The 20670-nt window shown below is 69.9% G+C and carries 19 protein-coding genes and 2 tRNA genes; 6 read left to right on the top strand and 15 right to left on the bottom strand.

Translation table 11 applies throughout. From position 1 onward, the window contains the following. Window positions 1-15 precede the first annotated feature (15 nt). The 9 genes from NVS89_RS08660 to ccmA all read right to left on the bottom strand — a co-directional run bounded on the left by NVS89_RS08660 (window position 16) and on the right by ccmA (window position 8325). Window positions 16-798, bottom strand: coding sequence for a GntR family transcriptional regulator (locus tag NVS89_RS08660; protein ID WP_258732210.1), 783 nt, complete (start codon window positions 796-798; stop codon window positions 16-18). 169 nt (window positions 799-967) lie between these two features. Next, a complete protein-coding gene (tenA, locus tag NVS89_RS08655) occupies window positions 968-1657 on the bottom strand; it encodes a thiaminase II (RefSeq protein WP_258732209.1) in 690 nt (229 codons plus the stop codon). A gap of 80 nt (window positions 1658-1737) precedes the next feature. Next, complete coding sequence (locus tag NVS89_RS08650) at window positions 1738-2154, bottom strand: F0F1 ATP synthase subunit epsilon (protein WP_258732208.1); 417 nt, start codon at window positions 2152-2154, stop codon at window positions 1738-1740. A 71-nt stretch (window positions 2155-2225) separates the two neighbouring features. Next, complete coding sequence (atpD, locus tag NVS89_RS08645; RefSeq protein ID WP_258732207.1) at window positions 2226-3659, bottom strand: F0F1 ATP synthase subunit beta; 1434 nt, start codon at window positions 3657-3659, stop codon at window positions 2226-2228. A gap of 35 nt (window positions 3660-3694) precedes the next feature. Next, window positions 3695-4576, bottom strand: a complete 882-nt coding sequence (locus NVS89_RS08640) for a F0F1 ATP synthase subunit gamma (protein ID WP_258732206.1) — start codon at window positions 4574-4576, stop codon at window positions 3695-3697. 41 nt (window positions 4577-4617) lie between these two features. Continuing rightward, a complete protein-coding gene (atpA, locus tag NVS89_RS08635; RefSeq protein WP_258732205.1) occupies window positions 4618-6147 on the bottom strand; it encodes a F0F1 ATP synthase subunit alpha in 1530 nt (509 codons plus the stop codon). Further along, window positions 6147-6701, bottom strand: coding sequence for a F0F1 ATP synthase subunit delta (locus NVS89_RS08630; RefSeq protein WP_258732204.1), 555 nt, complete (start codon window positions 6699-6701; stop codon window positions 6147-6149). The genes atpA and NVS89_RS08630 overlap by 1 nt, the downstream gene beginning before the upstream one ends. Window positions 6702-7002: 301 nt before the next feature. Next, window positions 7003-7674 carry a heme exporter protein CcmB gene (ccmB, locus tag NVS89_RS08625; protein WP_258732203.1) on the bottom strand — a complete coding sequence of 224 codons (672 nt, stop codon included), beginning with the start codon at window positions 7672-7674 and terminating at the stop codon, window positions 7003-7005. A gap of 24 nt (window positions 7675-7698) precedes the next feature. After that, window positions 7699-8325, bottom strand: coding sequence for a heme ABC exporter ATP-binding protein CcmA (ccmA, locus tag NVS89_RS08620; RefSeq protein WP_258732202.1), 627 nt, complete (start codon window positions 8323-8325; stop codon window positions 7699-7701). A gap of 215 nt (window positions 8326-8540) precedes the next feature. On the opposite strand from ccmA, the gene acnA reads away from it, so the two are divergent. The 5 genes from acnA to aguA all read left to right on the top strand — a co-directional run bounded on the left by acnA (window position 8541) and on the right by aguA (window position 15590). Beyond that, window positions 8541-11225, top strand: a complete 2685-nt coding sequence (gene acnA, locus NVS89_RS08615) for an aconitate hydratase AcnA (RefSeq protein WP_258732201.1) — start codon at window positions 8541-8543, stop codon at window positions 11223-11225. Window positions 11226-11673: 448 nt separating this feature from the next. Then, complete coding sequence (locus NVS89_RS08610) at window positions 11674-12603, top strand: DUF1223 domain-containing protein (protein WP_258732200.1); 930 nt, start codon at window positions 11674-11676, stop codon at window positions 12601-12603. 446 nt (window positions 12604-13049) lie between these two features. Continuing rightward, window positions 13050-13427, top strand: coding sequence for a DUF2794 domain-containing protein (locus NVS89_RS08605; RefSeq protein ID WP_374114543.1), 378 nt, complete (start codon window positions 13050-13052; stop codon window positions 13425-13427). Between the two features lie 104 nt (window positions 13428-13531). After that, entirely contained in the window at window positions 13532-14422 is an 891-nt protein-coding gene (gene aguB, locus NVS89_RS08600; protein WP_258732198.1) for an N-carbamoylputrescine amidase, read from the top strand. 76 nt (window positions 14423-14498) lie between these two features. Beyond that, window positions 14499-15590 carry an agmatine deiminase gene (gene aguA / locus NVS89_RS08595; protein ID WP_258732197.1) on the top strand — a complete coding sequence of 364 codons (1092 nt, stop codon included), beginning with the start codon at window positions 14499-14501 and terminating at the stop codon, window positions 15588-15590. A 96-nt stretch (window positions 15591-15686) separates the two neighbouring features. Here the strand turns inward: aguA and NVS89_RS08590 are convergent. The 5 genes from NVS89_RS08590 to htpX all read right to left on the bottom strand — a co-directional run bounded on the left by NVS89_RS08590 (window position 15687) and on the right by htpX (window position 19702). Beyond that, window positions 15687-15773 (bottom strand) — tRNA-Leu (locus NVS89_RS08590). A gap of 58 nt (window positions 15774-15831) precedes the next feature. After that, window positions 15832-16794, bottom strand: coding sequence for a LysR substrate-binding domain-containing protein (locus NVS89_RS08585; RefSeq protein ID WP_258732196.1), 963 nt, complete (start codon window positions 16792-16794; stop codon window positions 15832-15834). A 104-nt stretch (window positions 16795-16898) separates the two neighbouring features. Next, complete coding sequence (locus NVS89_RS08580) at window positions 16899-18356, bottom strand: AMP nucleosidase (protein WP_258732195.1); 1458 nt, start codon at window positions 18354-18356, stop codon at window positions 16899-16901. 143 nt (window positions 18357-18499) lie between these two features. After that, window positions 18500-18575 (bottom strand) — tRNA-Thr (locus NVS89_RS08575). A 110-nt stretch (window positions 18576-18685) separates the two neighbouring features. Further along, complete coding sequence (gene htpX / locus NVS89_RS08570) at window positions 18686-19702, bottom strand: zinc metalloprotease HtpX (protein WP_258732194.1); 1017 nt, start codon at window positions 19700-19702, stop codon at window positions 18686-18688. 234 nt (window positions 19703-19936) lie between these two features. Between htpX and NVS89_RS08565 the strand changes: the two genes are divergently transcribed. Beyond that, window positions 19937-20152, top strand: a complete 216-nt coding sequence (locus NVS89_RS08565; RefSeq protein WP_258732193.1) for a DUF1674 domain-containing protein — start codon at window positions 19937-19939, stop codon at window positions 20150-20152. A 19-nt stretch (window positions 20153-20171) separates the two neighbouring features. Here the strand turns inward: NVS89_RS08565 and arfB are convergent, their stop codons facing one another. Next, window positions 20172-20597 (bottom strand): alternative ribosome rescue aminoacyl-tRNA hydrolase ArfB, encoded by a 426-nt coding sequence (gene arfB / locus NVS89_RS08560; RefSeq protein WP_258732192.1) that lies wholly within the window; start codon window positions 20595-20597, stop codon window positions 20172-20174. Window positions 20598-20670: the final 73 nt, after the last annotated feature.

Below are 20670 nucleotides of genomic sequence, written 5' to 3'. Positions count from 1 at the left end.
CCCCGCGCCGCGACATCAGCGATGCCTCGGCGCGCGCGGCTTGATGCCCAGCGCCTGTGCGAGGCCCGTCGGCCGCTCGACCGGTTCGCTCAAGTCCATCTCCGCCGCGACATGGGCGATGTGCTCGCGCATGAGCTGCTGCGCGCCCTCCGCGTCGCCGCGCTCGATCGCCGCCACGATCCGGTGGTGCTCGTCGGGCGGGCAGGCGGAGTGCTCGCCGCGCGCATAGAGCAGGATCGACAGCGAGCTCAGCGCCTGCAGTTCGGTCAGCAGCCGCACGAATACCGGGTTGCCGGCCGATTCGGCCAGCACGACGTGGAACTCGCCGGTCAGCCTCACCAGCGCCCCGCGGTCGCCGCCGGCGCGCGCGCTGTCCTCGGTCTCGACATGCCGGCGCAGCCGCGAGAGCGCATGCGCATCGCAGCGGCAGGCCGCCGCCCCGGCGATTTCCGGCTCGACCACCGCCCGCGCCTCCAGCACGTGGCGCGCATCCGCCCGGCTCGGCGCGGCGACGAAGGCGCCCCGGTTCGGCAGGTGCTCGACGATGCCGTCCTGCGCCAGCCGCGACAGCGCCTGGCGCACCACGGTGCGGCTGACGCCGAACAGCTCGGCCAGCCGGTCCTCCGTCAGCTTCTCACCCGGAGGCAGGCGCCGCTCGAAGATGGCCTGCAGGATGCGCGCGCGTATCGGCGCTTCCGACCGGCCGCGGGCCGTGCCCTGTATGTTGGTGGTGACCTCGTCCATCAGCAGCCCGACATTTTCGGCGAGATATGAGCACCTTTCCGGGCCGGGCGCCATGACATCGGCGTCGGCAATGGCATCGGCACGGGCATCTCGGCCGGCGGTATCCTCATCCCGTAGACAGGCCCCGTCCGGCGAACGCGTATGCGCCGGGCAGGCCCGAAATTTCTGCCCCCCGCGGGCGCCTTCGCCCTGCGGACCGGCGGCACGCTAGAGCGGCCGCCTGTCAGAGCGGCCACGCGCCGAGGCGCCACGCCGAATCCCAGAACATCCATTCGAGCTGGCTCGCCCGGCGATAGGCCTCGTGCATGCGCGCCAGCACGTCGGGCGAGGCGGTCGCCGCCGCCCTGTCGGTGGTCGCGATCACCGCCCGCACCGCCTCGTGGAACTCCTCGCCGGCATAGGTGTCGATCCAGGCGTCATAGGCGTTGGGCCGCACCGCGCGGGCGAGGATGTCGCGCCCGATCTCGGCATAGATCCAGAAGCACGGCAGCAGCGCCGCCAGCACGACGGGATAGGATTCCGCGTGCGCGGTGGCGATCAGGAAGCTCGTATAGTGGTGACAGACCGGGGACATCTCGGTCCCCTCGAACTCGGCCGGGTCGACGCCGAAGCTGCGGAAGAAGTCGGTGTGCAGCGAGCGCTCGACGATCACCGCCACCTGCGCCGCCTGCGCGAACTGCACCAGCCCGTCGGCGTCGTCGGCCTTGGCGGCGGCGATGGCGAGCGCGCGGCCGAAGGCGATCAGGTAGTGCGCGTCCTGGATCATGTAGTGGCGGAAGCGCTCGCCCGGGAGCGTGCCGTCGGCCAGCGCCATGTTGAACGGCATGGTCCGGATCGCCTCGTAGACCGGCAGGTTGGCCTGCCAGGCCTGCGCGCTGAAGGTCGCGGCGGTCGGGCGGGCGGCGTCGGTCATGCTGGATCCTCCGGACATGAAAAGGGCCGCTGCAAGGCGGCCCGAATCGCAGTGTGCTCTCGAATTGTGGCGAGGCCGGTTCAGTGGGCGGTGTGCCCGTCGGCCTGGATCGCCGCCGACGCCGATTTCAGCGCCTCGAGCATCACCAGGCGCTTGGCCCGGGTGACCTCGTCCTTGGCGTCCTCGACGTCTTCCTCGGCGTCCTTGATCATCTGCGCGAGGCGTTCGGGCCGGATCTCCTCGAGCGGGATGGCGATTTCCGCCAGCACCGTCAGGCCCTGCGGGTTGGCCTCCGCAAAGCCGCCGCGCACGAACAGCTTCTTGGTCGCGCCGTCGCCGCGGATGGTGAGGACGCCCGGCTTCAGGGTCGAGACGAAGGGCGAGTGGCCGGCGAGAATGCCGAATTCACCTTCCGTGCCCGGCACCACGACTTCGCTCACCGAGCCGGAATAGATCAGCTTCTCAGGCGAGACGAGTTCGAACGGGAAGTTGGCCATGGATCCTCCAGAGGCGCGTCAGAACGGGCGATCACCGCCCCGCGCCCATGACGGGCGCCGGGCGGACGCGATCACGCCGCCTCGGCGGCCAGCTTCTTGCCCTTCTCGACCGCCTCTTCGATGGTGCCGACCATGTAGAAGGCCTGCTCCGGGAGGTGGTCGTACTTGCCTTCCACCAGGCCCTTGAAGCCCTTGATGGTGTCGGCGAGGTCGACGAGCTTGCCGGGCGAGCCGGTGAAGACCTCGGCGACATGGAACGGCTGCGACAGGAATCGCTCGATCTTGCGGGCGCGGGCGACGGTGAGCTTGTCCTCTTCCGAGAGCTCGTCCATGCCCAGGATCGCGATGATGTCCTGCAGCGACTTGTAGCGCTGCAGCGTCTGCTGCACCGAGCGCGCCACGTTGTAGTGCTCCTCACCGAGGATCATCGGCGAGAGGATGCGCGAGGTCGAGTCGAGCGGGTCGACCGCCGGGTAGATGCCCTTCTCCGCGATCGAGCGCGACAGCGTGGTGGTCGCGTCGAGATGGGCGAAGGAGGTGGCCGGCGCCGGATCGGTCAGGTCGTCGGCGGGCACGTAGATGGCCTGCACCGAGGTGATCGAACCCTTGGTGGTGGTGGTGATGCGCTCCTGCAGCGCGCCCATGTCGGTGGCGAGCGTCGGCTGATAGCCCACCGCCGAGGGAATGCGGCCGAGCAGCGCCGACAGCTCCGAGCCCGCCTGGGTGAAGCGGAAGATGTTGTCGACGAAGAACAGCACGTCCTGGCCCTGGTCGCGGAAGTGCTCGGCGACGGTGAGGCCGGTCAGCGCGACGCGGGCGCGCGCGCCCGGGGGCTCGTTCATCTGGCCGTAGACCAGCGCGCACTTGGAACCGGCGGTCGAGCCGTTGTTCTCGTGCGGGTCGATGTTCACCTTGGACTCGATCATCTCGTGATAGAGATCGTTGCCCTCACGGGTGCGCTCGCCCACGCCCGCGAACACCGAGTAGCCGCCATGGGCCTTCGCGATATTGTTGATGAGCTCCATGATCAGCACGGTCTTGCCGACGCCGGCGCCGCCGAACAGGCCGACCTTGCCGCCCTTGGAGTAGGGCGCCAGCAGGTCGATGACCTTGATGCCGGTGATGAGGATCTCGGCCTCGGTCGACTGCTCGGCATAGGAAGGGGCCGGCTGGTGGATGGCGCGCGTGGTCTCGCCGGTCACCGGGCCCGCCTCGTCGACCGGCTCGCCGATCACGTTCATGATGCGCCCGAGGGTGGCCTCGCCCACCGGCACCGCGATCGGCGCGCCGGTATCGGAGACCTCGCCGCCGCGCACCAGACCCTCGGTGGAGTCCATCGAGATGGCGCGCACGGTGTTCTCGCCCAGATGCTGGGCGACTTCGAGCACCAGGCGGTTGCCGTGGTTCGTGGTCTCGAGCGCGTTCAGGATCTCCGGGAGGTGATCCTCGAACTGCACGTCCACGACGGCGCCGATGACTTGCGTGATGCGTCCGACCTTAGCCATGTTCGTCGTCCTTCCGATGCCTCTGGTCCCTTGCCTCACAGCGCCTCGGCACCGGAGATGATCTCGATAAGTTCCTTCGTGATCATCGCCTGGCGGGTGCGGTTGTAGGTCAAAGTCTGCTTCTTGATCATTTCACCCGCGTTGCGGGTGGCGTTGTCCATCGCGCTCATGCGCGCGCCCTGCTCGGACGCGCCGTTCTCGAGCAGCGCCTTGAAGATCTGCACCGCGAGGTTGCGCGGCAGCAGGTCGGCGAGGATCTCGGCCTCGTCCGGCTCGTATTCGTAGATCGCCGCCGCGCCCGCGGCCGGCTCGGCCTGCTCGGGGAAGGTGGCGGGGATGAGCTGCTGGCCGGTCGGCACCTGGGAGATGACCGACTGGAAGCGGCTGAAGAACTGGGTCGCCACGTCGAACTCGCCGGCGTGGTACATGGCCGAGATCTTCTCCGCGATCGCCTGCGCGTCGGCGAAGGTCACGCCCTTGTTGGCGCGCAGCTCGACCACCTCGATGATCTGCTTCTCGAACTGCCGGCGCAGCGCCTCGTGGCCCTTGCGCCCGACGCAGAAGATCTTGACCGTCTTGCCCTGGTTCATCAGCGAGACGGCGCGCTCGCGGGCGAGGCGCACGATCGAGGAGTTGAAGGCGCCGCACAGGCCGCGCTCGGCGGTGAGCACGAGCAGCAGGTGCACGTCGTCCTTGCCGGTGCCGGTCAGCAGCAGCGGCGCGTCCGGGCCGCCGGAAATGGCGGCGGCGATGTTGCCGAGCACGCTCTCCATGCGCTGGGCATAGGGGCGCGCGGACTCGGCCGCGGTCTGGGCGCGCCGCAGCTTGGCGGCGGCGACCATCTGCATCGCCTTGGTGATTTTCTGCGTCGCCTTCACCGACGAGATGCGGTTCCGCAGATCCTTAAGGCTTGCCATCTACCCTCGACTCCCGTGCCCTCGAGCGCGCAATGCGACGATCACGCGAAGGTCTTCGCGAAGGCGTCGAGCGCCTTCACGAGCTTGTCGGTGGTCTCCTTGGAAAGCTCCTTGGAGGTGCGGATGGCGTCGAGGATGTCGGCGTGGCGCGAGCGCAGGAACAGCAGCAGGCCTTCCTCGAACTCGCGCACCTTGCTCACCGGCAGGGCGTCGAGATAGCCGTTGGTGCCGGCATAGATCACCACCACCTGCTCCTCGACCTTCAGCGGCGCGAACTGCGACTGCTTGAGCAGCTCGGTCAGGCGCGCGCCGCGGTTGAGCAGCTTCTGGGTCGAGGCGTCGAGGTCGGAGCCGAACTGGGCGAAGGCCGCCAGCTCGCGGTACTGGGCGAGCTCGCCCTTGATCTTGCCGGCGACCTGCTTCATCGCCTTGATTTGCGCCGAGGAGCCCACGCGCGACACCGAGAGGCCGACGTTCACCGCCGGGCGGATGCCCTGGAAGAACAGGTCGGACTCGAGGAAGATCTGGCCGTCGGTGATCGAGATCACGTTGGTCGGGATGTAGGCCGACACGTCGTTGGCCTGGGTCTCGATGACGGGGAGGGCGGTCAGCGAGCCGGCGCCGTTCTCGTCATTGAGCTTGGCCGCGCGCTCCAACAGGCGCGAGTGCAGGTAGAACACGTCGCCCGGGTAAGCCTCGCGGCCCGGCGGGCGGCGCAGCAGCAGCGACATCTGGCGGTACGCCACGGCCTGCTTGGACAGGTCGTCATGGATGATGAGCGCGTGCATGCCGTTGTCGCGGAAGAACTCGCCCATGGCGGTGCCGGTGAACGGCGCCAGGAACTGCATCGGCGCGGCGTCCGAGGCGGTGGCGGCGACGACGATCGAATAGTCGAGCGCGCCCTGCTCCTCGAGCACCTTCACGAACTGCGCGACGGTGGAGCGCTTCTGCCCGACCGCGACATAGACGCAGTAGAGCTTGGCCTTCTCGTCGTCGCCCTGGTTGATGGGCTTCTGGTTCAGGATCGAGTCGAGCGCGATCGCGGTCTTGCCGGTCTGGCGGTCGCCGATGATCAGCTCGCGCTGGCCGCGGCCGATCGGGATCAGCGCGTCGATCGCCTTGAGGCCGGTCTGCATCGGCTCGTGCACCGACTTGCGCGGGATGATGCCCGGCGCCTTCACGTCGACGCGGCGGCGCTCGGTGTATTCGATCGGGCCCTTGCCGTCGATCGGGTTGCCGAGCGCGTCGACCACGCGGCCGAGCAGGCCCTTGCCGACGGGGGCGTCGACGATGGCGCCGGTGCGCTTGACGGTCTGGCCTTCCTTGATCTCGCGGTCGGAGCCGAAGATCACGACGCCGACATTGTCGATCTCGAGGTTCAGCGCCATGCCGCGCGTGCCGTTCTCGAACTCGACCATCTCGCCCGCCTGGACGTTGTCGAGCCCATAGACGCGGGCGATGCCGTCACCGACGGACAGGACCTGACCGACCTCGGAGACCTCGGCCTCCTGGCCGAAATTCTTGATCTGCTCCTTGAGGATCGCGGAAATTTCAGCGGCGCGGATATCCATCAGCGAACCTCTTTCATCGCAGTGCGGATCGAATTGAGCTTGGTCTTGAGGGAAGCGTCGACCAGCTTGGAGCCGAGCTTCACCTTGAGCCCGCCGAGCAGCGAGGGATCGACCTCGACGGCGAGCTTGACGTTCTTGCCGGTCATGGCGTCGAGCGCCTGCTTCAGCGTCGCGGCATGGGCGTCGGACAGGGGCTGCGCCACCGTCACCTCGGCCGTCACCTCGCCCTTGTAGGACGCGACCAGCGCGTCGTAGGCGCGGATGATCGATTCGACGGTGAACAGGCGGCGATTGGCCGCCACGGTCTTGAAGAAATTGGCGGAAAGCCCGCTCATGCCGATCTTGTCGAGCAGCGCGGCGATCGCCTTTTCCTGCTCTTCGGACGAGAAGACGGGGCTGCGCACCAGGCGCTTGAGATCGTCGCTCTCGGCGATCAGCGTGCCGAACCTGTCGAGGTCGGCCTTCACCGCATCGATGACACCGGCGTCGCGCGCAAGCTCGAACAGCGCTGTCGCGTAACGTCCCGCCACTCCGGATACGTAGGTCTCGGCCACTGTGCCTCTCTCGGGGCTTTCCGGGTCGGCCGCCGCTGGCGCGGCAGGGCACGGGCCCCGGATTTACAAGGGTTCTTGACCGAGGGCCGGATCGGAAACTTAACCTCACCCGCCCATCAGGTCGGGCGGTTCCCTAACACGGCTCCGTGCATGCTGCAACACGAGGCGGTGATGGATGACGGGGGGCAAATGACGTAGCGGCTCCGTCACCGGCCAAAACGGCGCGGATGGCGCAATATCAACGCTTTGCTTCGCCTGCGGCGCTTTGTTGCACCTGGTATGCCACGGATTGGGCGGCGCGTCATTCGCGTGTCGCGCGCAGGGCCGCGGCCGCCGCCACCGGGCCGAGCACCAGCGCGGCGAGCGACAGCCCGGCGAGCACCCGGAACGGCATACCGAACGGCACCGTCCCGCCCAGCGCCGCGCCGGTCGCCGCCACGCCGAAGATCAGCACCGGTATGGTGAGCGGCATCACCAGCACCGCCACCAGCAGCCCCCCGCGCCGGAAGGCGCTGGCGAAGGCGGCGCCGACCAGGCCGAGAAAGGTGATGGCGGGCGTGCCCACCAGCAGCGTCAGCGTCAGCGCGCCGATCGCCGCCGGCTCCAGATTGAGCAGCAGTGACAGCACCGGCGCCGCCACCACCAGCGGCAGCCCGGTCGCGATCCAGTGCGCCAGCCCCTTGGCCGCGGCGATCAGCTCCAGCGGCAGGTCGAGCAGCGCGAACAGGTCCATCGAGCCGTCCTCGGCATCGGCGGCGAACAGGCGGTCGAGGCCGATCAGCGAGGCCAGCAGCGCGCCGATCCACAATATGGCTGGGCCGATCCGCGCCAGCAGGGCGAGGTCCGGGCCGATGGCGAAGGGCGTGACCACCACCACAGCGAGGAAGAACACCACGCCGAGCCCGGCCCCGCCGCCGGCGCGGGTCGCCAGCGCCAGGTCGCGCCGCAGCAGCGCCAGGAATGCCTGCCTCATGAATGCCGCCCCATGACGCCCACCTTACGCCGCCACCGGATTCAATGGGCGCCGCGCGCCGAGGTCGAGCGTGTCGGAGGGGCCGAGGTCGAGCGGGGCGTGGGTCGCCGCCACGATCAGCCCGCCTCTGTTCACATGCGCGCGCGCGAGCCCGGCGAACAGGAGCTGCGCGCTGGCATCGAGCGCCGTCGTCGGCTCGTCGAGCAGCCAGAGCGGGCGCTCGGCGACCAGCAGCCGGGCGAGCGCGAGGCGCCGCTTCTGCCCGGCCGAGAGCACCGCCACTGGCAGCCCGCCGAGCCCGCCGAGCCCCACCGTCTCCAGCGCGTCCTCCACCGTGAGCGCGGGCCGGCCGAGCATGGCGCGCCAGAAGCCGAGGCTCTCGCGGGCGGTGAGGGAGGCCTTCTGGGCGTCGAGATGGCCGAGATAGTGCACCTCGGTGCCGAAATCGTCCGGCTCCGCCGCTCCTTCGAGGCGCACCGTGCCCGCAGCCGGGCTCGCCAGCCCCGCCAGAAGGCGCAGCAGCGACGACTTGCCGGTGCCGTTCGGCCCGGTGACGACGAGCGCGCGGCCCGCCGGCAGGTCGAGGTCGAGACCCTCGAACAACAGGCGGGCGCCGCGACGGCAGCTCAGCCCCTCGGCGACGAGGCGCATGCATGTCCCTCCACCCGATACCGGACGCCGCGACGCACAATTTTTCGACGCATCGCCCCACGCCCCTAGGATCGGAGTTTGAAATGGCTCTATATAGAAATCCTAACGATGCGCTGTCGCCTTAGGTAAAGGCCGCGCGAGCTATAGCCCGCAACGTCTCCTGCCTCCAAGGCCCCCACGCATCCGCGCCATATCAAAGCGGGGACCCTTTTGCCGTGACGTCGCTCGACAGCTTCAAAAGCCGGAAAATCCTCACCGTCGGAACCAAGACCTACGTCTATTACAGCCTGCCGGAGGCGGAAAGGAATGGCCTCGACGGCATCTCCGCCCTCCCCTTCTCGATGAAGGTGCTGCTGGAAAATCTCCTCCGATTCGAGGACGGGCGCTCTGTCACCAAGCAGGACATCGTCTCGATCAAGGACTGGCTGGTCAATCGCGGCCGCGAGGAGCGCGAGATCGCGTACCGCCCCTCGCGCGTGCTGATGCAGGACTTCACCGGCGTGCCGGCGGTGGTCGACCTCGCCGCCATGCGCGACGCCATGGTCGCGCTCGGCGGCTCGCCCACGCGCATCAACCCGCTGGTCCCGGTCGACCTCGTCATCGACCACTCGGTGATCGTGAACTTCTTCGGCAACAACGCCGCCTTCGGCAAGAATGTCGAGGAGGAGTACAAGCAGAACCAGGAGCGCTACCGCTTCCTGAAATGGGGCCAGTCGGCGTTCGACAATTTCCGCGTCGTGCCCCCCGGCACCGGCATCTGCCACCAGGTCAACCTCGAATATCTCGCCCAGACCGTCTGGACCAAGGACGCGGGCGGCGAGACCGTCGCCTATCCCGATACCTGCGTCGGCACGGACAGCCACACCACCATGGTGAACGGCCTCGGCGTGCTGGGCTGGGGCGTGGGCGGCATCGAGGCCGAGGCGGCCATGCTCGGCCAGCCGGTGTCGATGCTCATCCCCGAGGTGATCGGCTTCAAGCTGACCGGCGAGCTGAAGGAAGGCATCACCGCCACCGACCTCGTGCTCACCGTCACCCAGATGCTGCGCAAGAAGGGCGTGGTGGGCAAGTTCGTCGAGTTCTTCGGCCCGGGCCTCGAGCATCTCTCGCTCGCCGACCGCGCTACCATCGGCAACATGGCGCCCGAATACGGCGCCACCTGCGGCTTCTTCCCGGTCGATTCGGAGACCATCGCCTATCTCGACGAGACCGGCCGCACCGAGGAGCGCATCGCGCTGGTCGAGGCCTACTCCAAGAGCCAGGGCCTGTGGCGCGAGGCCGGCACCGCCGACCCGGTGTTCACCGACGTGCTGGAGCTCGACCTCGACACCGTGCTGCCCTCGCTCGCCGGCCCCAAGCGGCCGCAGGACCGGGTGCTGCTCTCGGGCACCAAGGCCGGCTTCCTGGCCGCGCTGGAAGGCGAGTTCAAGAAGGCGGGCGAGGCGGCCAAGCGGGTGCCGGTGGAAGGCACCGACTTCACGCTCGGCCATGGCGACGTCACCATCGCCGCCATCACCTCCTGCACCAACACCTCGAATCCGAGCGTGCTGATCGCCGCCGGCCTGCTCGCGCGCAACGCGGCGGCCCGGGGCCTCACCTCCAAGCCGTGGGTGAAGACCTCGCTGGCGCCGGGCTCGCAGGTGGTCGAGGGCTATCTGAACGCCTCCGGCCTCCAGCCGGAGCTCGACAAGCTCGGCTTCAACCTGGTCGGCTTCGGCTGCACCACCTGCATCGGCAATTCCGGCCCGCTGCCGGAGCCGATCTCGGAAGCCATCAACCAGAACGACCTCGTCGCCGGCGCGGTCATCTCCGGCAACCGCAACTTCGAGGGCCGGGTCAATCCGGACGTCAAGGCGAACTACCTCGCCTCGCCGCCGCTCGTGGTCGCCTACGCCATCGCCGGCTCGCTCCAGATCGACCTGACCACCGAGCCGCTCGGCACCGGCTCGGACGGCCAGCCGGTCTATCTGAAGGACGTCTGGCCGACCAACCAGGAGATCGCGCGCTTCATCCGCGAGAACGTCACCAAGAAGATGTTCCAGGAGAAGTACGCGGACGTCTTCAAGGGCGACGCCAACTGGCAGAAGATCGCCATTCCCACCGGCGAGACCTATGCCTGGGACGAGCGCTCCACCTATGTGCAGAACCCGCCCTATTTCGAGGGCATGAAGATGGAGCCCGAGCCCGTCACCGACGTCCTCAAGGCGCGGGTGATCGGCCTCTTCCTCGACTCCATCACCACCGACCACATCTCGCCCGCCGGCTCGATCAAGGAAGCGAGCCCGGCCGGCGAGTATCTGCGCGACCACCAGGTCCGCCCGACCGACTTCAACCAGTACGGCACGCGGCGCGGCAACCACCAGGTCATGATGCGCGGCACCTTCGCCAACATCCGCATCAAGAACCAGATGCTGGCCGGCAAGGAAGGCGGCTTCGCCAAGCACTGGCCGGACGGTACCGAGATGCCGATCTACGACGCCGCCATGCTCTACAAGCAGGAAGGCGTGCCGCTGGTGGTGTTCGCCGGCAAGGAGTATGGCACCGGCTCCTCGCGCGACTGGGCGGCCAAGGGCACGCGCCTGCTCGGCATCCGCGCCGTCATCGCCCAGAGCTTCGAGCGCATCCACCGCTCGAACCTGGTCGGCATGGGCGTGGTGCCGCTGGTGTTCCAGAACGAGGAATCCTGGCAGTCGCTCGGCATCAAGGGCGACGAGACGGTGACCATCAAGGGCATCGAGGGCGACCTCAAGCCGCGCCAGACCCTGGTCGCGGAGATCGCCTTCGCCGACGGCACGGTGAAGAACGTGCCGCTGACCTGCCGCATCGACACGCTGGATGAGCTCGACTACTTCCGCAATGGCGGCATCCTGCAATACGTGCTGCGCAACCTCGCGGCGTGACCATGACGACCGGGCCGGCGCGGGGCGGACAGCTTCCGCGCCGGCCCTTCTCCCTACGGCGGCGAACGCCTTCCGCCGGCCGCGCGGCGCCTCCCGCACCCGTCGCGAGATCCGGCCCGACCCTCGCCCCGCAGCCTGCCCCGGAGCCCGCCCCACGGCTCGCCCGCGCGCCTTCCCCAACGGTATTTCGATCCATCCCCGCCGCTCCCGCCCGCGGGTGCACGACGGCGGTATCCTCTTCACCGGTCCGTGCGCCGCGACACCCGAATGTGACTGGTGCCTCCCGCTCCGGCGTCCTATTGCCTAGCGTGAGTTCCGCCCGGCATCGAGGCCCGGCGGACGAGATGCGAGATCGAACGGACCCGAGCCAGTCCGCCATCCCTCCGGCATCGGTCGGGCGGATACAGGACGCTTCGCGGTCCAGCACGTCGAGGACGTTCCGCACGAGATGACCGCCTGCCTGTCCATCGCCGCCCCCCGCCTGCGGGCACGCCTTGCCCGCGTCCACCGGCTCCATGGGCGAGCGCCGGCAGGCGAATGCGGGACGGGCGAACGGCCGTCGGGCGAACATCGGGCGGAACGCGGGCTCGCCCGAGCCTCCTCGAATCCGCCCGCCCTTGCGCGCCTCGCCGTCGCCGGCGGCCTGCTCCTGCTGTCGGCGCTGGTCGCCGCCCCGCCGGCCCGTGCCGGCGATGCCGACGACGTTGCGCACGCCATTCCCTCGCCGCGCGCGGTGGTCGAGCTCTTCACCAGCCAGGGCTGTTCCTCCTGCCCGCCGGCCGACAAGCTGCTCGGCGAGCTCTCCGAGCAGCCCAACGTCATCGCCCTGACCATGGCGGTGGATTACTGGGACTATCTCGGCTGGAAGGACACGCTGGCCAAGCACGGCCACTCGCTGCGCCAGAAGGCCTATGCCCGGCTGCGCGGCGACGGCAAGATGTTCACCCCGCAGGCGGTGGTGAACGGCACCGCCATGACCATCGGCTCCGACCGCCCGGCGCTCGAGCACGTCGTCGATTCGATCGCTGCGCCGACGGTGCCGGTCTCGGTCGAGGCGCGCGACGGCGGGCGCATCCATGTCGTCGTCGGCGACGGGCCCTCGACCGCGATGCCCGGCGAGGTCTGGCTTTGCCCCGTCGCCAGCCGGATGACGGTCGAGATCGGCCGCGGCGAGAATGAGGGCTCGCGCATCACCTATCACAACGTGGTGCGCGGCTGGACCAAGCTCGGCGACTGGGATGGCCGCAAGGTCAGCTTCGACACCACGGTCGGCGCCCAGCCCGGCCAGCAGGCCGATTCGGTCGCGATCCTCGTCCAGTCCGGCAGCTTCGCCGAGCCGGGCAAGATCGTCGGCGCGGCGCTGCAACCCCTGCACTGAGATCGCGGCCCGCGAGGGACAACGAGCGGCGGCCTGCAGGCGCCGCTCGTTGCGCTGTAACCGCCAAAGAAAAAGGGCCGGTGAAGCACCGGCCCTGAAGAGCAATTCGGGGATTGAACCTGAGATAACGTCGGGCCGATCCACTGACGCCGCGGGGGGCTGGGGGGCTGGGAAACCGATGCGCTTCGCGAACCGGCCCGACGCTATGGTGAGAAAATCGCCCCCGGGATGGGCGCGCCCAAGGCCGAATTCGGGCGAGGCTGTGATTTCGGCTAACGAGCCCGTGAACGCCGCCCGCGCCCGGATACCAGCGCTTTGCGGGCGCATTCGCGTGCCCGGCGGCACCTGCCGCAGCGTCCTTCGCGCCGCCCCTGCGGACACGCTGCGGCGAGCGGGGGCGAAAGTGACTTGAAGCCGGCGCCCGCCGGGCCGATCATGACGAAGCGATGAACCACAGTGGGAGGACGCGTGTGGCGGATACCGACCCCATAGCCTTGCCGGCGGCCGCACCGGCTGCCGGTCGCGTCGATCTCGTCACCTTCGACCGGCGGGAACTCGACCGGATCCTCGATCTCTACGGCCGCATGGTGGCGCTCGGCGAATGGCGCGATTACGCCATCGACTTCACCAGGGACCGCGCCGTCTTCTCCATCTTCCGACGAGCCACCGAGGTCCCGATCTACCGGATCGAGAAGGACCCGCGCCTCGCCCGCCGCCAGGGCGCCTACACGGTGGTGTCGCAGACCGGGCTCATCCTGAAGCGCGGCCATGAGCTCCGGCGCGTGATCGCGGTGCTCGAGAAGCCACTGCGCGCGGTGAACTGACTCGCGCCGTCAACTGATTCGTGCGGTGAACTGAGTCGCGCGGGGCCGCGCGCCAGCCCAGCCCATTGAAGGCCCCCATTGAAGCCCCCCATCGGAGACCCCCTATGCGTGCCCTCACCGTTGCCGCCACCCAGATGCACTGCGACTGGGACATCGACGGCAATTGCGATCGCGCCGAGGCGCTGGTCCGGGAGGCGGCCGGGCGCGGCGCCCGCCTGATCCTGCTGCAGGAGCTGTTCGAGACCCCCTATTTCTGCCAGGACCAGCTCTACGACTTCCTGGAGCTCGCCGCCCCGTTCGAGGGCAACCGGCTGATCGCCCGCTTCTCCCGCCTCGCGCGCGAGCTCGGCGTGGTGCTGCCGGTCAGCTTCTTCGAGCGCGCCGGGCAGGCGACCTTCAACTCCATCGCGATTCTCGACGCCGACGGCGCGGTGCTGGGTCTCTACCGCAAGAGCCACATACCCGACGGGCCGGGCTACACGGAGAAGTTCTACTTCTCGCCCGGCGACACCGGCTTCCGGGTCTGGGACACGGCGGTCGGGCGCATCGGCGTCGGCATCTGCTGGGACCAGTGGTTCCCCGAATGCGCCCGCGCCATGGCGCTGCTCGGCGCCGAGGTGCTGCTCTATCCCACCGCCATCGGCTCCGAGCCGCACGACGCCACGCTCGATTCCTCCGCCCACTGGCAGCGGGTGATGCAGGGCCATGCGGGCGCCAACCTCACCCCGCTCATCGCCTCCAACCGGGTGGGCACCGAGCCCGGGCGGGCGGGCACCTCGATCACCTTCTACGGCTCGTCCTTCATCGCCGACCCCACCGGCGCCAAGGTCGCCGAGGCCGGACGGGAAGAGGAGGGCGTGCTCACCGCCACCTTCGACCTCGACGCCATCGCCCATCAGCGCCGCTCCTGGGGCGTGTTCCGCGACCGCCGGCCGGAGCTCTACGCGCCGCTGCTGTCGCTCGACGGGCAGGCGCCGACCCGCCCGCTCCGCTGAGTCCCACGCCCAGTTCGCCGCCAATTCCCTAGCCTCGCCGTTCCCGAAGCCGAGTTCCCGTACCGAGAGCGCCCAGATGGCCGAGACGCTGACCAGCCTGCCCGCCGCCGACGGCTTCCGCATGCCCGCGGAATGGGAGCCGCACGCCGGCTGCTGGATGATCTGGCCGGAGCGGCTGGACAACTGGCGCGAGGGCGCCGGCCCCGCGCAGGCCGCCTTCGCCGAGGTCGCCGCCGCCATCGCCCGCTTCGAGCCGCTCACCATGATGGTCTCGGCCCGGCAGTGGCGCCGCGCGCGCGACATGCTGCCGGCCTCGGTGCGCCTCGTCGAAACCTCGAGCGACGATGCCTGGTGCCGCGATGCCGGCGCCACCTTCGTCACCGACGCCCAGGGCCGCCTGCGCGGCGTCGACTGGATGTTCAACGCCTGGGGCGGCCTCTACGCGCCCTCCGACCAGGACGAACTGATCGCCGCCAAGATGCTGGAGGTCGAGCGCGCCCCGCGCTACGCCGCCCCGCTGGTGCTGGAGGGCGGCTCGATCCATGTCGACGGCGAAGGCACGGTGCTGACCACCGAGGAGTGCCTGCTCAACCCGAACCGCAACCCCGATCTCTCGCGCGAGGAGATCGAGCAGCACCTGATGGACCATCTCGGCGCCTCGCGGGTCATCTGGCTCGGCGCCGGCCTCGTCGACGACGAGACCTCCGGCCATATCGACAATCTCGCCTGCTTCGTGCGGCCGGGCGTCGTGGCACTGACATGGTGCGAGGACCCCGCCGACCCGCAGCACGCCATCTCGCGCGATGCCTTCGAGCGGCTGAGCCGCGCCACCGACGCCCGCGGCCGGCCGATCGAGGTGGTGCGGCTGCCGCTGCCCGGCCCGCTCTACCGCACGGCGGGCGAGGCGATCGCCGACGCGCCGGTGGGCAACAGCTACCAGCGCCACGCGCAGGAGCGGCTCGGCGCCTCCTACGTCAATTTCTACATCGGCAACGGATTCGTGCTGATGCCGCTGCTCGACCCCGCCCATGACGAGGAGGCGCGCGCCATCCTCGCCCGGCTGTTCCCGGACCGCGAGGTGGTCGGCGTGCCGACGCGCGAGGTGCTGCTCGGCGGCGGCAACATCCACTGCATCACCCAGCAGCAACCTGTCGGCCGCCCCGGCTAGGCCGACGGTTCAATAGTCATCTGCGAAGAGGGTTCGGGCGCGAAGGAAACGGCCCGGTGCCCGGGCATGTACGGCTGCGCCCCCCGCCGCGGCGCCTGGTGCGGGTGGTCGGACTCGAACCGACACTCTGTCACCAGAAACGGATTTTGAGTCCGTCGCGTCTACCAGTTCCGCCACACCCGCCTGCATGCCTGCGCATGGCCCGATTCGGCGCGCTGCGGCGCACGAACAGGCGAGGCTCCTATACGATACCTGAGCGGCGAGCGCCATCGGCTACCGGCCCCGGCGCCACCGGCCGCACCGCGCGCGCGAACGGCGCCGGCGCGGCGAGCTCCGCCCCGTTCCGCGACGCCGACAGGCTCTCGGTCAGGAAGGACAGCAGCGGGCGCACGAGGCCCGCCCCGTCGCCCTCGTCGCCGATCACGACGATCTCGGTCATCGGCAGCGGCGGCCAGTCGTCGGAGGGCTCCAGCACCTGCATGCCCTCCTGCACGAAGGAGCGGCCGAGCACGGTGACGCCGAGCCCGCCCTCCACCGCCGCATGGACGCCCATCAGGCTGGAGGCGGTGCAGGCCGCGAACCAGTCGCGCCGGGCGCCGTCGAGCGCGCGCACCATCACCTCGCGATAGGTGCAGGGCGGGCACAGCAGCACCAGCGGCACCGGCCCTTCCGGGTCGGCCACGAAGCCGGACGCCGCCATCCACACCAGCGGCTCGCGCCAGATCACCCGCCCGCGCTGGGCGCGCCCGTCGCGCTTGGCGATCACCACGTCGAGCGCGCCGGCGTCGTAGGCCTCCAGCAACTCGCAGCTCAGCCCCGTCCTCAGTTCGAGCTGGACCTGCGGGTAGAGCCGCGCGAACCGCGCCAGCAGGGCGGGGAGCTGGCGCGGGATGAAGTCCTCCGCCACGCCGAGCCGCAGGCTGCCGAACGGAGCGGGCTCGAGCAGGCCGCGCACGGTGGCGTCGTTGAGCTCTATGATGCGCCGCGCCGAGACCAGGAACGCCTCGCCGTCGCGGGTGAGGTACAGCGAGCGGCTGGTGCGCTCGAACAGGCGCCGGCCCAGCATGTCCTCGAGCCGCAATATCTTCTGGCTCACCGCCGATTGCGAGCGCCCCACCGCCCCGGCGGCGGCGGTGAAGCCGCCGGCCTCCGCCACCGCGACGAAGGCGCGCACGAGGTCGATCTCGAGGTCCGGATAGCGCATACGCCCCTCCATCGATCGGAAGTTCAGATCAATGGACGAGGATCTATGCGCGATACGCATCGACGACAAGCGCCGGGCCGCCCGTGCCCCGCGCGGCGCGCTTTCTAGCGGAACGGCGGCTCGTCGAAGGAGCGCAGCTTGCGCGAATGGATCGCCGTGCCGGCCTCGCGCAGCCGGTCGAGCGCGGCGAGGCCGATCCTGAGATGCTCGCTCACCGCCCGCTCGTAGAAGGCGTTGGCCGCGCCGGGCAGCTTGATCTCGCCATGCAGCGGCTTGTCGGAGACGCACAGCAGCGTGCCGTAGGGCACCCGCAGCCGGTAGCCCTGCGCGGCGACGGTGCCCGATTCCATGTCGACCGCGATGGCGCGCGAGAGGTTGATGCGCCGGCGCTCCTTGGCCCAGCGCAGCTCCCAGTTCCGATCGTCCTGCGTCACCACCGTTCCGGTGCGCAGGCGCTGCTTCAGCAGGTCGCCCGCCTCGCCCGTGACCTCGGCCGCCGCCTGCTGCAGCGCCACCTGCACCTCGGCGAGGGCGGGAATGGGAATGTCGGGCGGCACCAGCTCGTCGAGGATGCCGTCCTGCCGCAGATAGGCGTGGGCGAGCACGTAGTCGCCGATCACCTGGGTCTGCCGCAGCCCGCCGCAATGGCCGACCATCAGCCAGCAATGCGGGCGCAGCACCGCGAGGTGGTCGGTGATGGTCTTGGCGTTGGAAGGCCCGACGCCGATATTCACCAGCGTCACGCCCGCCCCGCCGGGCCGCACCAGATGGTAGGCCGGCATCTGGTAGCGGTGCCACAGCGCCGACATGACCCGCTCCGCCGCGCCGGCGTCGATATTGGCGCGGTCGATCCGCACCCCGCCCGGCGCCACCAGCGCCTCGGCGGTGCCGGCCTCGATCTCGGCGAGGCCGAGCCGCACGAACTGGTCGACATAGCGGTGATAGTTGGTGAGCAGGATCCAGGGCTGGAAGGCGCGCCAGTCGGTCCCGGTATAGTGGACGAGCCGGCGCAGCGAGAAGTCGACCCGCACCGCGTCGAACAGCGACAGCGGGCGCGGCTCGCCCTCCACCAGCTCGAAGGTGCCGTCGGCGATCTCGTCGCCCACCAGCGACAGCAGCGGGGTCGGGAAATGCCGCGCGAGCTGCGAGGCGGTGACCTTGCCGCGCCCGAGCTCGTCGCCGCCCTCGAGCGCGTAGGGGTAGGGGATCTCCTCCACCCCGATCCCGGTCTCGATCCGCGCGCCATATTCCTCCACCAGCGGCCGAAGCTGCTCGATGAGATAGCTGCGGAAGGCGGCCGGCTGGGTCACCGTGGTCTGGTAGACGCCCGGCGCGGCGAACTTGGCGTAGCCGCGCTTGGTGCGGTTCTCCGGCGTGGCGCCGGGCGCGTAGCTGACGCGCAGCAGCGGGTAGCGGTAGCGCGCCCGCTCGCGCGTGTCCGGCGCCTGCCCGGTCTCGAAGAAGCGGTCGAGGTCGTGGCGCAGCGCGTCGCGCGCGGCGCTGTAGAGCCTCTCCAGCCGGTCGATGGCGGCCTCGGGGGTCGCTGCGGTTTCGAAGGTCATCGGATCGGTCGCCTCCCCGCCCGCTGCTAGCGCGCTTCGCGCGGCACGGGAAGAGGGCACGCGCGACGCACATGCCGCAAGGGCGTCGTGCCGGCCGGGCCAAAGCCGGGTCCGTCGCGACGATGGATTGTCAAAGAGGGAAATGGTGCCGCTTGCGTGACTCGAACACGCGACCCTCGCATTACGAATGCGATGCTCTACCAACTGAGCTAAAGCGGCACGCGGCGCTTCTGATAACCGCGAAGGGCAAAGAGTTCAAGCGCCGAGCAGGGCCGCCTCGCACCGGCCCGCTCCTATGGGCAGGTCGATGGCCGGCGGCCGCTAGCGGCTCAGCCCCACGGGCCGCGGCGCGGGCGCTCCTGCGCGGAAGGGCGGGCGGACGGCGTGTCCCACGGCCCGGCGGCGGGCGGGCTCGCGCCGCGCCGGCCCCAGGGGTCGCCCGGGCGGTCCTCGGCGCGGGGCGCCGGGCGGCCGGTCCAGCTGGCGGCAGGAGCGGCGCCGCCCATCTGCCGGGCCAGCTCCTGCAGCGCGGCGATGCGGTTCTCGGTCGCGGGATGGGTCGAGAACAGGCTGTCCATGCGCTGGCCGGACAGCGGGTTGATGATGAACATGTGCGCGGTCGCCGGGTTGTGCTCGGCCGCCATGTTGGGGATGCGGTGGGCGGCATTGGCGATCTTCGCCAGCGCCGAGGCGAGCCAGAGCGGCTGGCCGCAGATCGCGGCGCCCTCGCGGTCGGCCTCGTATTCGCGCGAACGCGAGATCGCCATCTGCACGACCATCGCCGCCAGCGGCGCGAGCACCATCATGGCGATGGTGCCGATCACGCCGAACGGGTTGTTGTTGTTGCGGTTGCCGCCGAAGAACAGCGCGAAGTTGGCGAGCATCGAGATCGCGCCCGCCAGCGTCGCGGTGATGGTCATGGTCAGCGTGTCGTAATGCTTGATGTGCGCCAGCTCGTGCGCCATCACGCCGGCGATCTCCTCGCGCGACAGCGAACCGACGAGCCCGGTGGTCGCCGCCACCGCCGCGTTCTGCGGGTTGCGGCCGGTGGCGAAGGCGTTGGGCTGGGGGTTGTCGATCAGGTAGACGCGCGGCATGGGCAGGTCGGCACTCGCAGCCAGCTCGGCGATCAGGGCATGGAATTCCGGCGCGCTCGCCTGGTCGACCTCGCGGGCGCCGTACATGGACAGCACCATGCGGTCGGAATTCCAGTAGCTGAAGATGTTCATGCCGCCGGCGAACAGCAGCGCGATCACCATGCCGTTCTGGCCGCCGATCAGGAAGCCGACGCCCATGAACAGGGCCGTCATGCCGGCCAGCAGGATCGCCGTGCGGAAATAGTTCATCTCGTCCTCGTCAGCGCCGCCTCCCGCGCGCCGGCGGATGCGGCGACGGCGACGGCTCGTGGAAATAGGATGGGAAGCGCGACAGGCTGGCGCAAGATCGCGCGATCATGGCTTTTACGTAAGGAAAGCCGGAGTGGGCAGGGCAGGGCCCGCCTTGACGCGCCGGGCGCTCCGATGTTTCCAATGGCGGCCATGGACGAGAGCGAGACGGACAGGGGCGCGAAAGCCCCCGCGATGGCCCGGACGACGGCCCCGGCGGATGCGACTGCGGATGCAGGCGCGCCGCGTCGCGCCCTCACCCCCGCCGCCGAGCGCGCGCTCGCGGAGGCTGCCGCCCGGCGTGCCGCCAGCCATCCAGCTGAGGCGCCGAAGGAGATCGACGGGCGCGACGGCCCCGAGCCGGTGCGCTATGGCGACTGGGAAGTGAAGGGCATCGCCTCGGACTTCTGAGCCGGACGCGAGGGCTCCCTCAGTCCTCCCCCGCCGGCCGCTCGCGCCGCAGCGCCTTGACGCCCGAGCGCCGCGCCTTGCCTTCCAGCCGCCGCATCTTGGAGCCGAGCGTGGGGCGGGTCGGGCGCCGCACCACCGGCGCCACCGCCGCTTCGCGCACCATCTCAACCAGCCGCTCCAGCGCGTCCTCGCGGTTGCGCTCCTGGGTGCGGTAGCGCTGGGCGACGATCACGATCACGCCCTCATTGGTCAGCCGCCGCCCCGCGATGCGCTCGAGCCGCGCCTTCACCGCCGCCGGCAGGGTCTGCGAGCCGCGCACGTCGAAGCGCAGCCGCACCGCACTCGAGACCTTGTTGACGTTCTGCCCGCCCGGCCCGGAGGCGCGCACGAAGCTCTCCTCGATCTCGTTCTCGTCGAGCCAGAGGCGGGGAGTGACCGGGATCATGGCGAGCGGAGCGTGGTTCGGCGTGGAAGCGGGGGCGCGCCAGGGGCGGCAAGGACGGGCCCGAGGGTAGAGG

This window comes from Ancylobacter mangrovi (genome assembly GCF_024752355.1).
GTDB lineage: Bacteria > Pseudomonadota > Alphaproteobacteria > Rhizobiales > Xanthobacteraceae > Ancylobacter > Ancylobacter mangrovi.
This window is presented reverse-complemented; position numbering and strand designations above follow the sequence as displayed.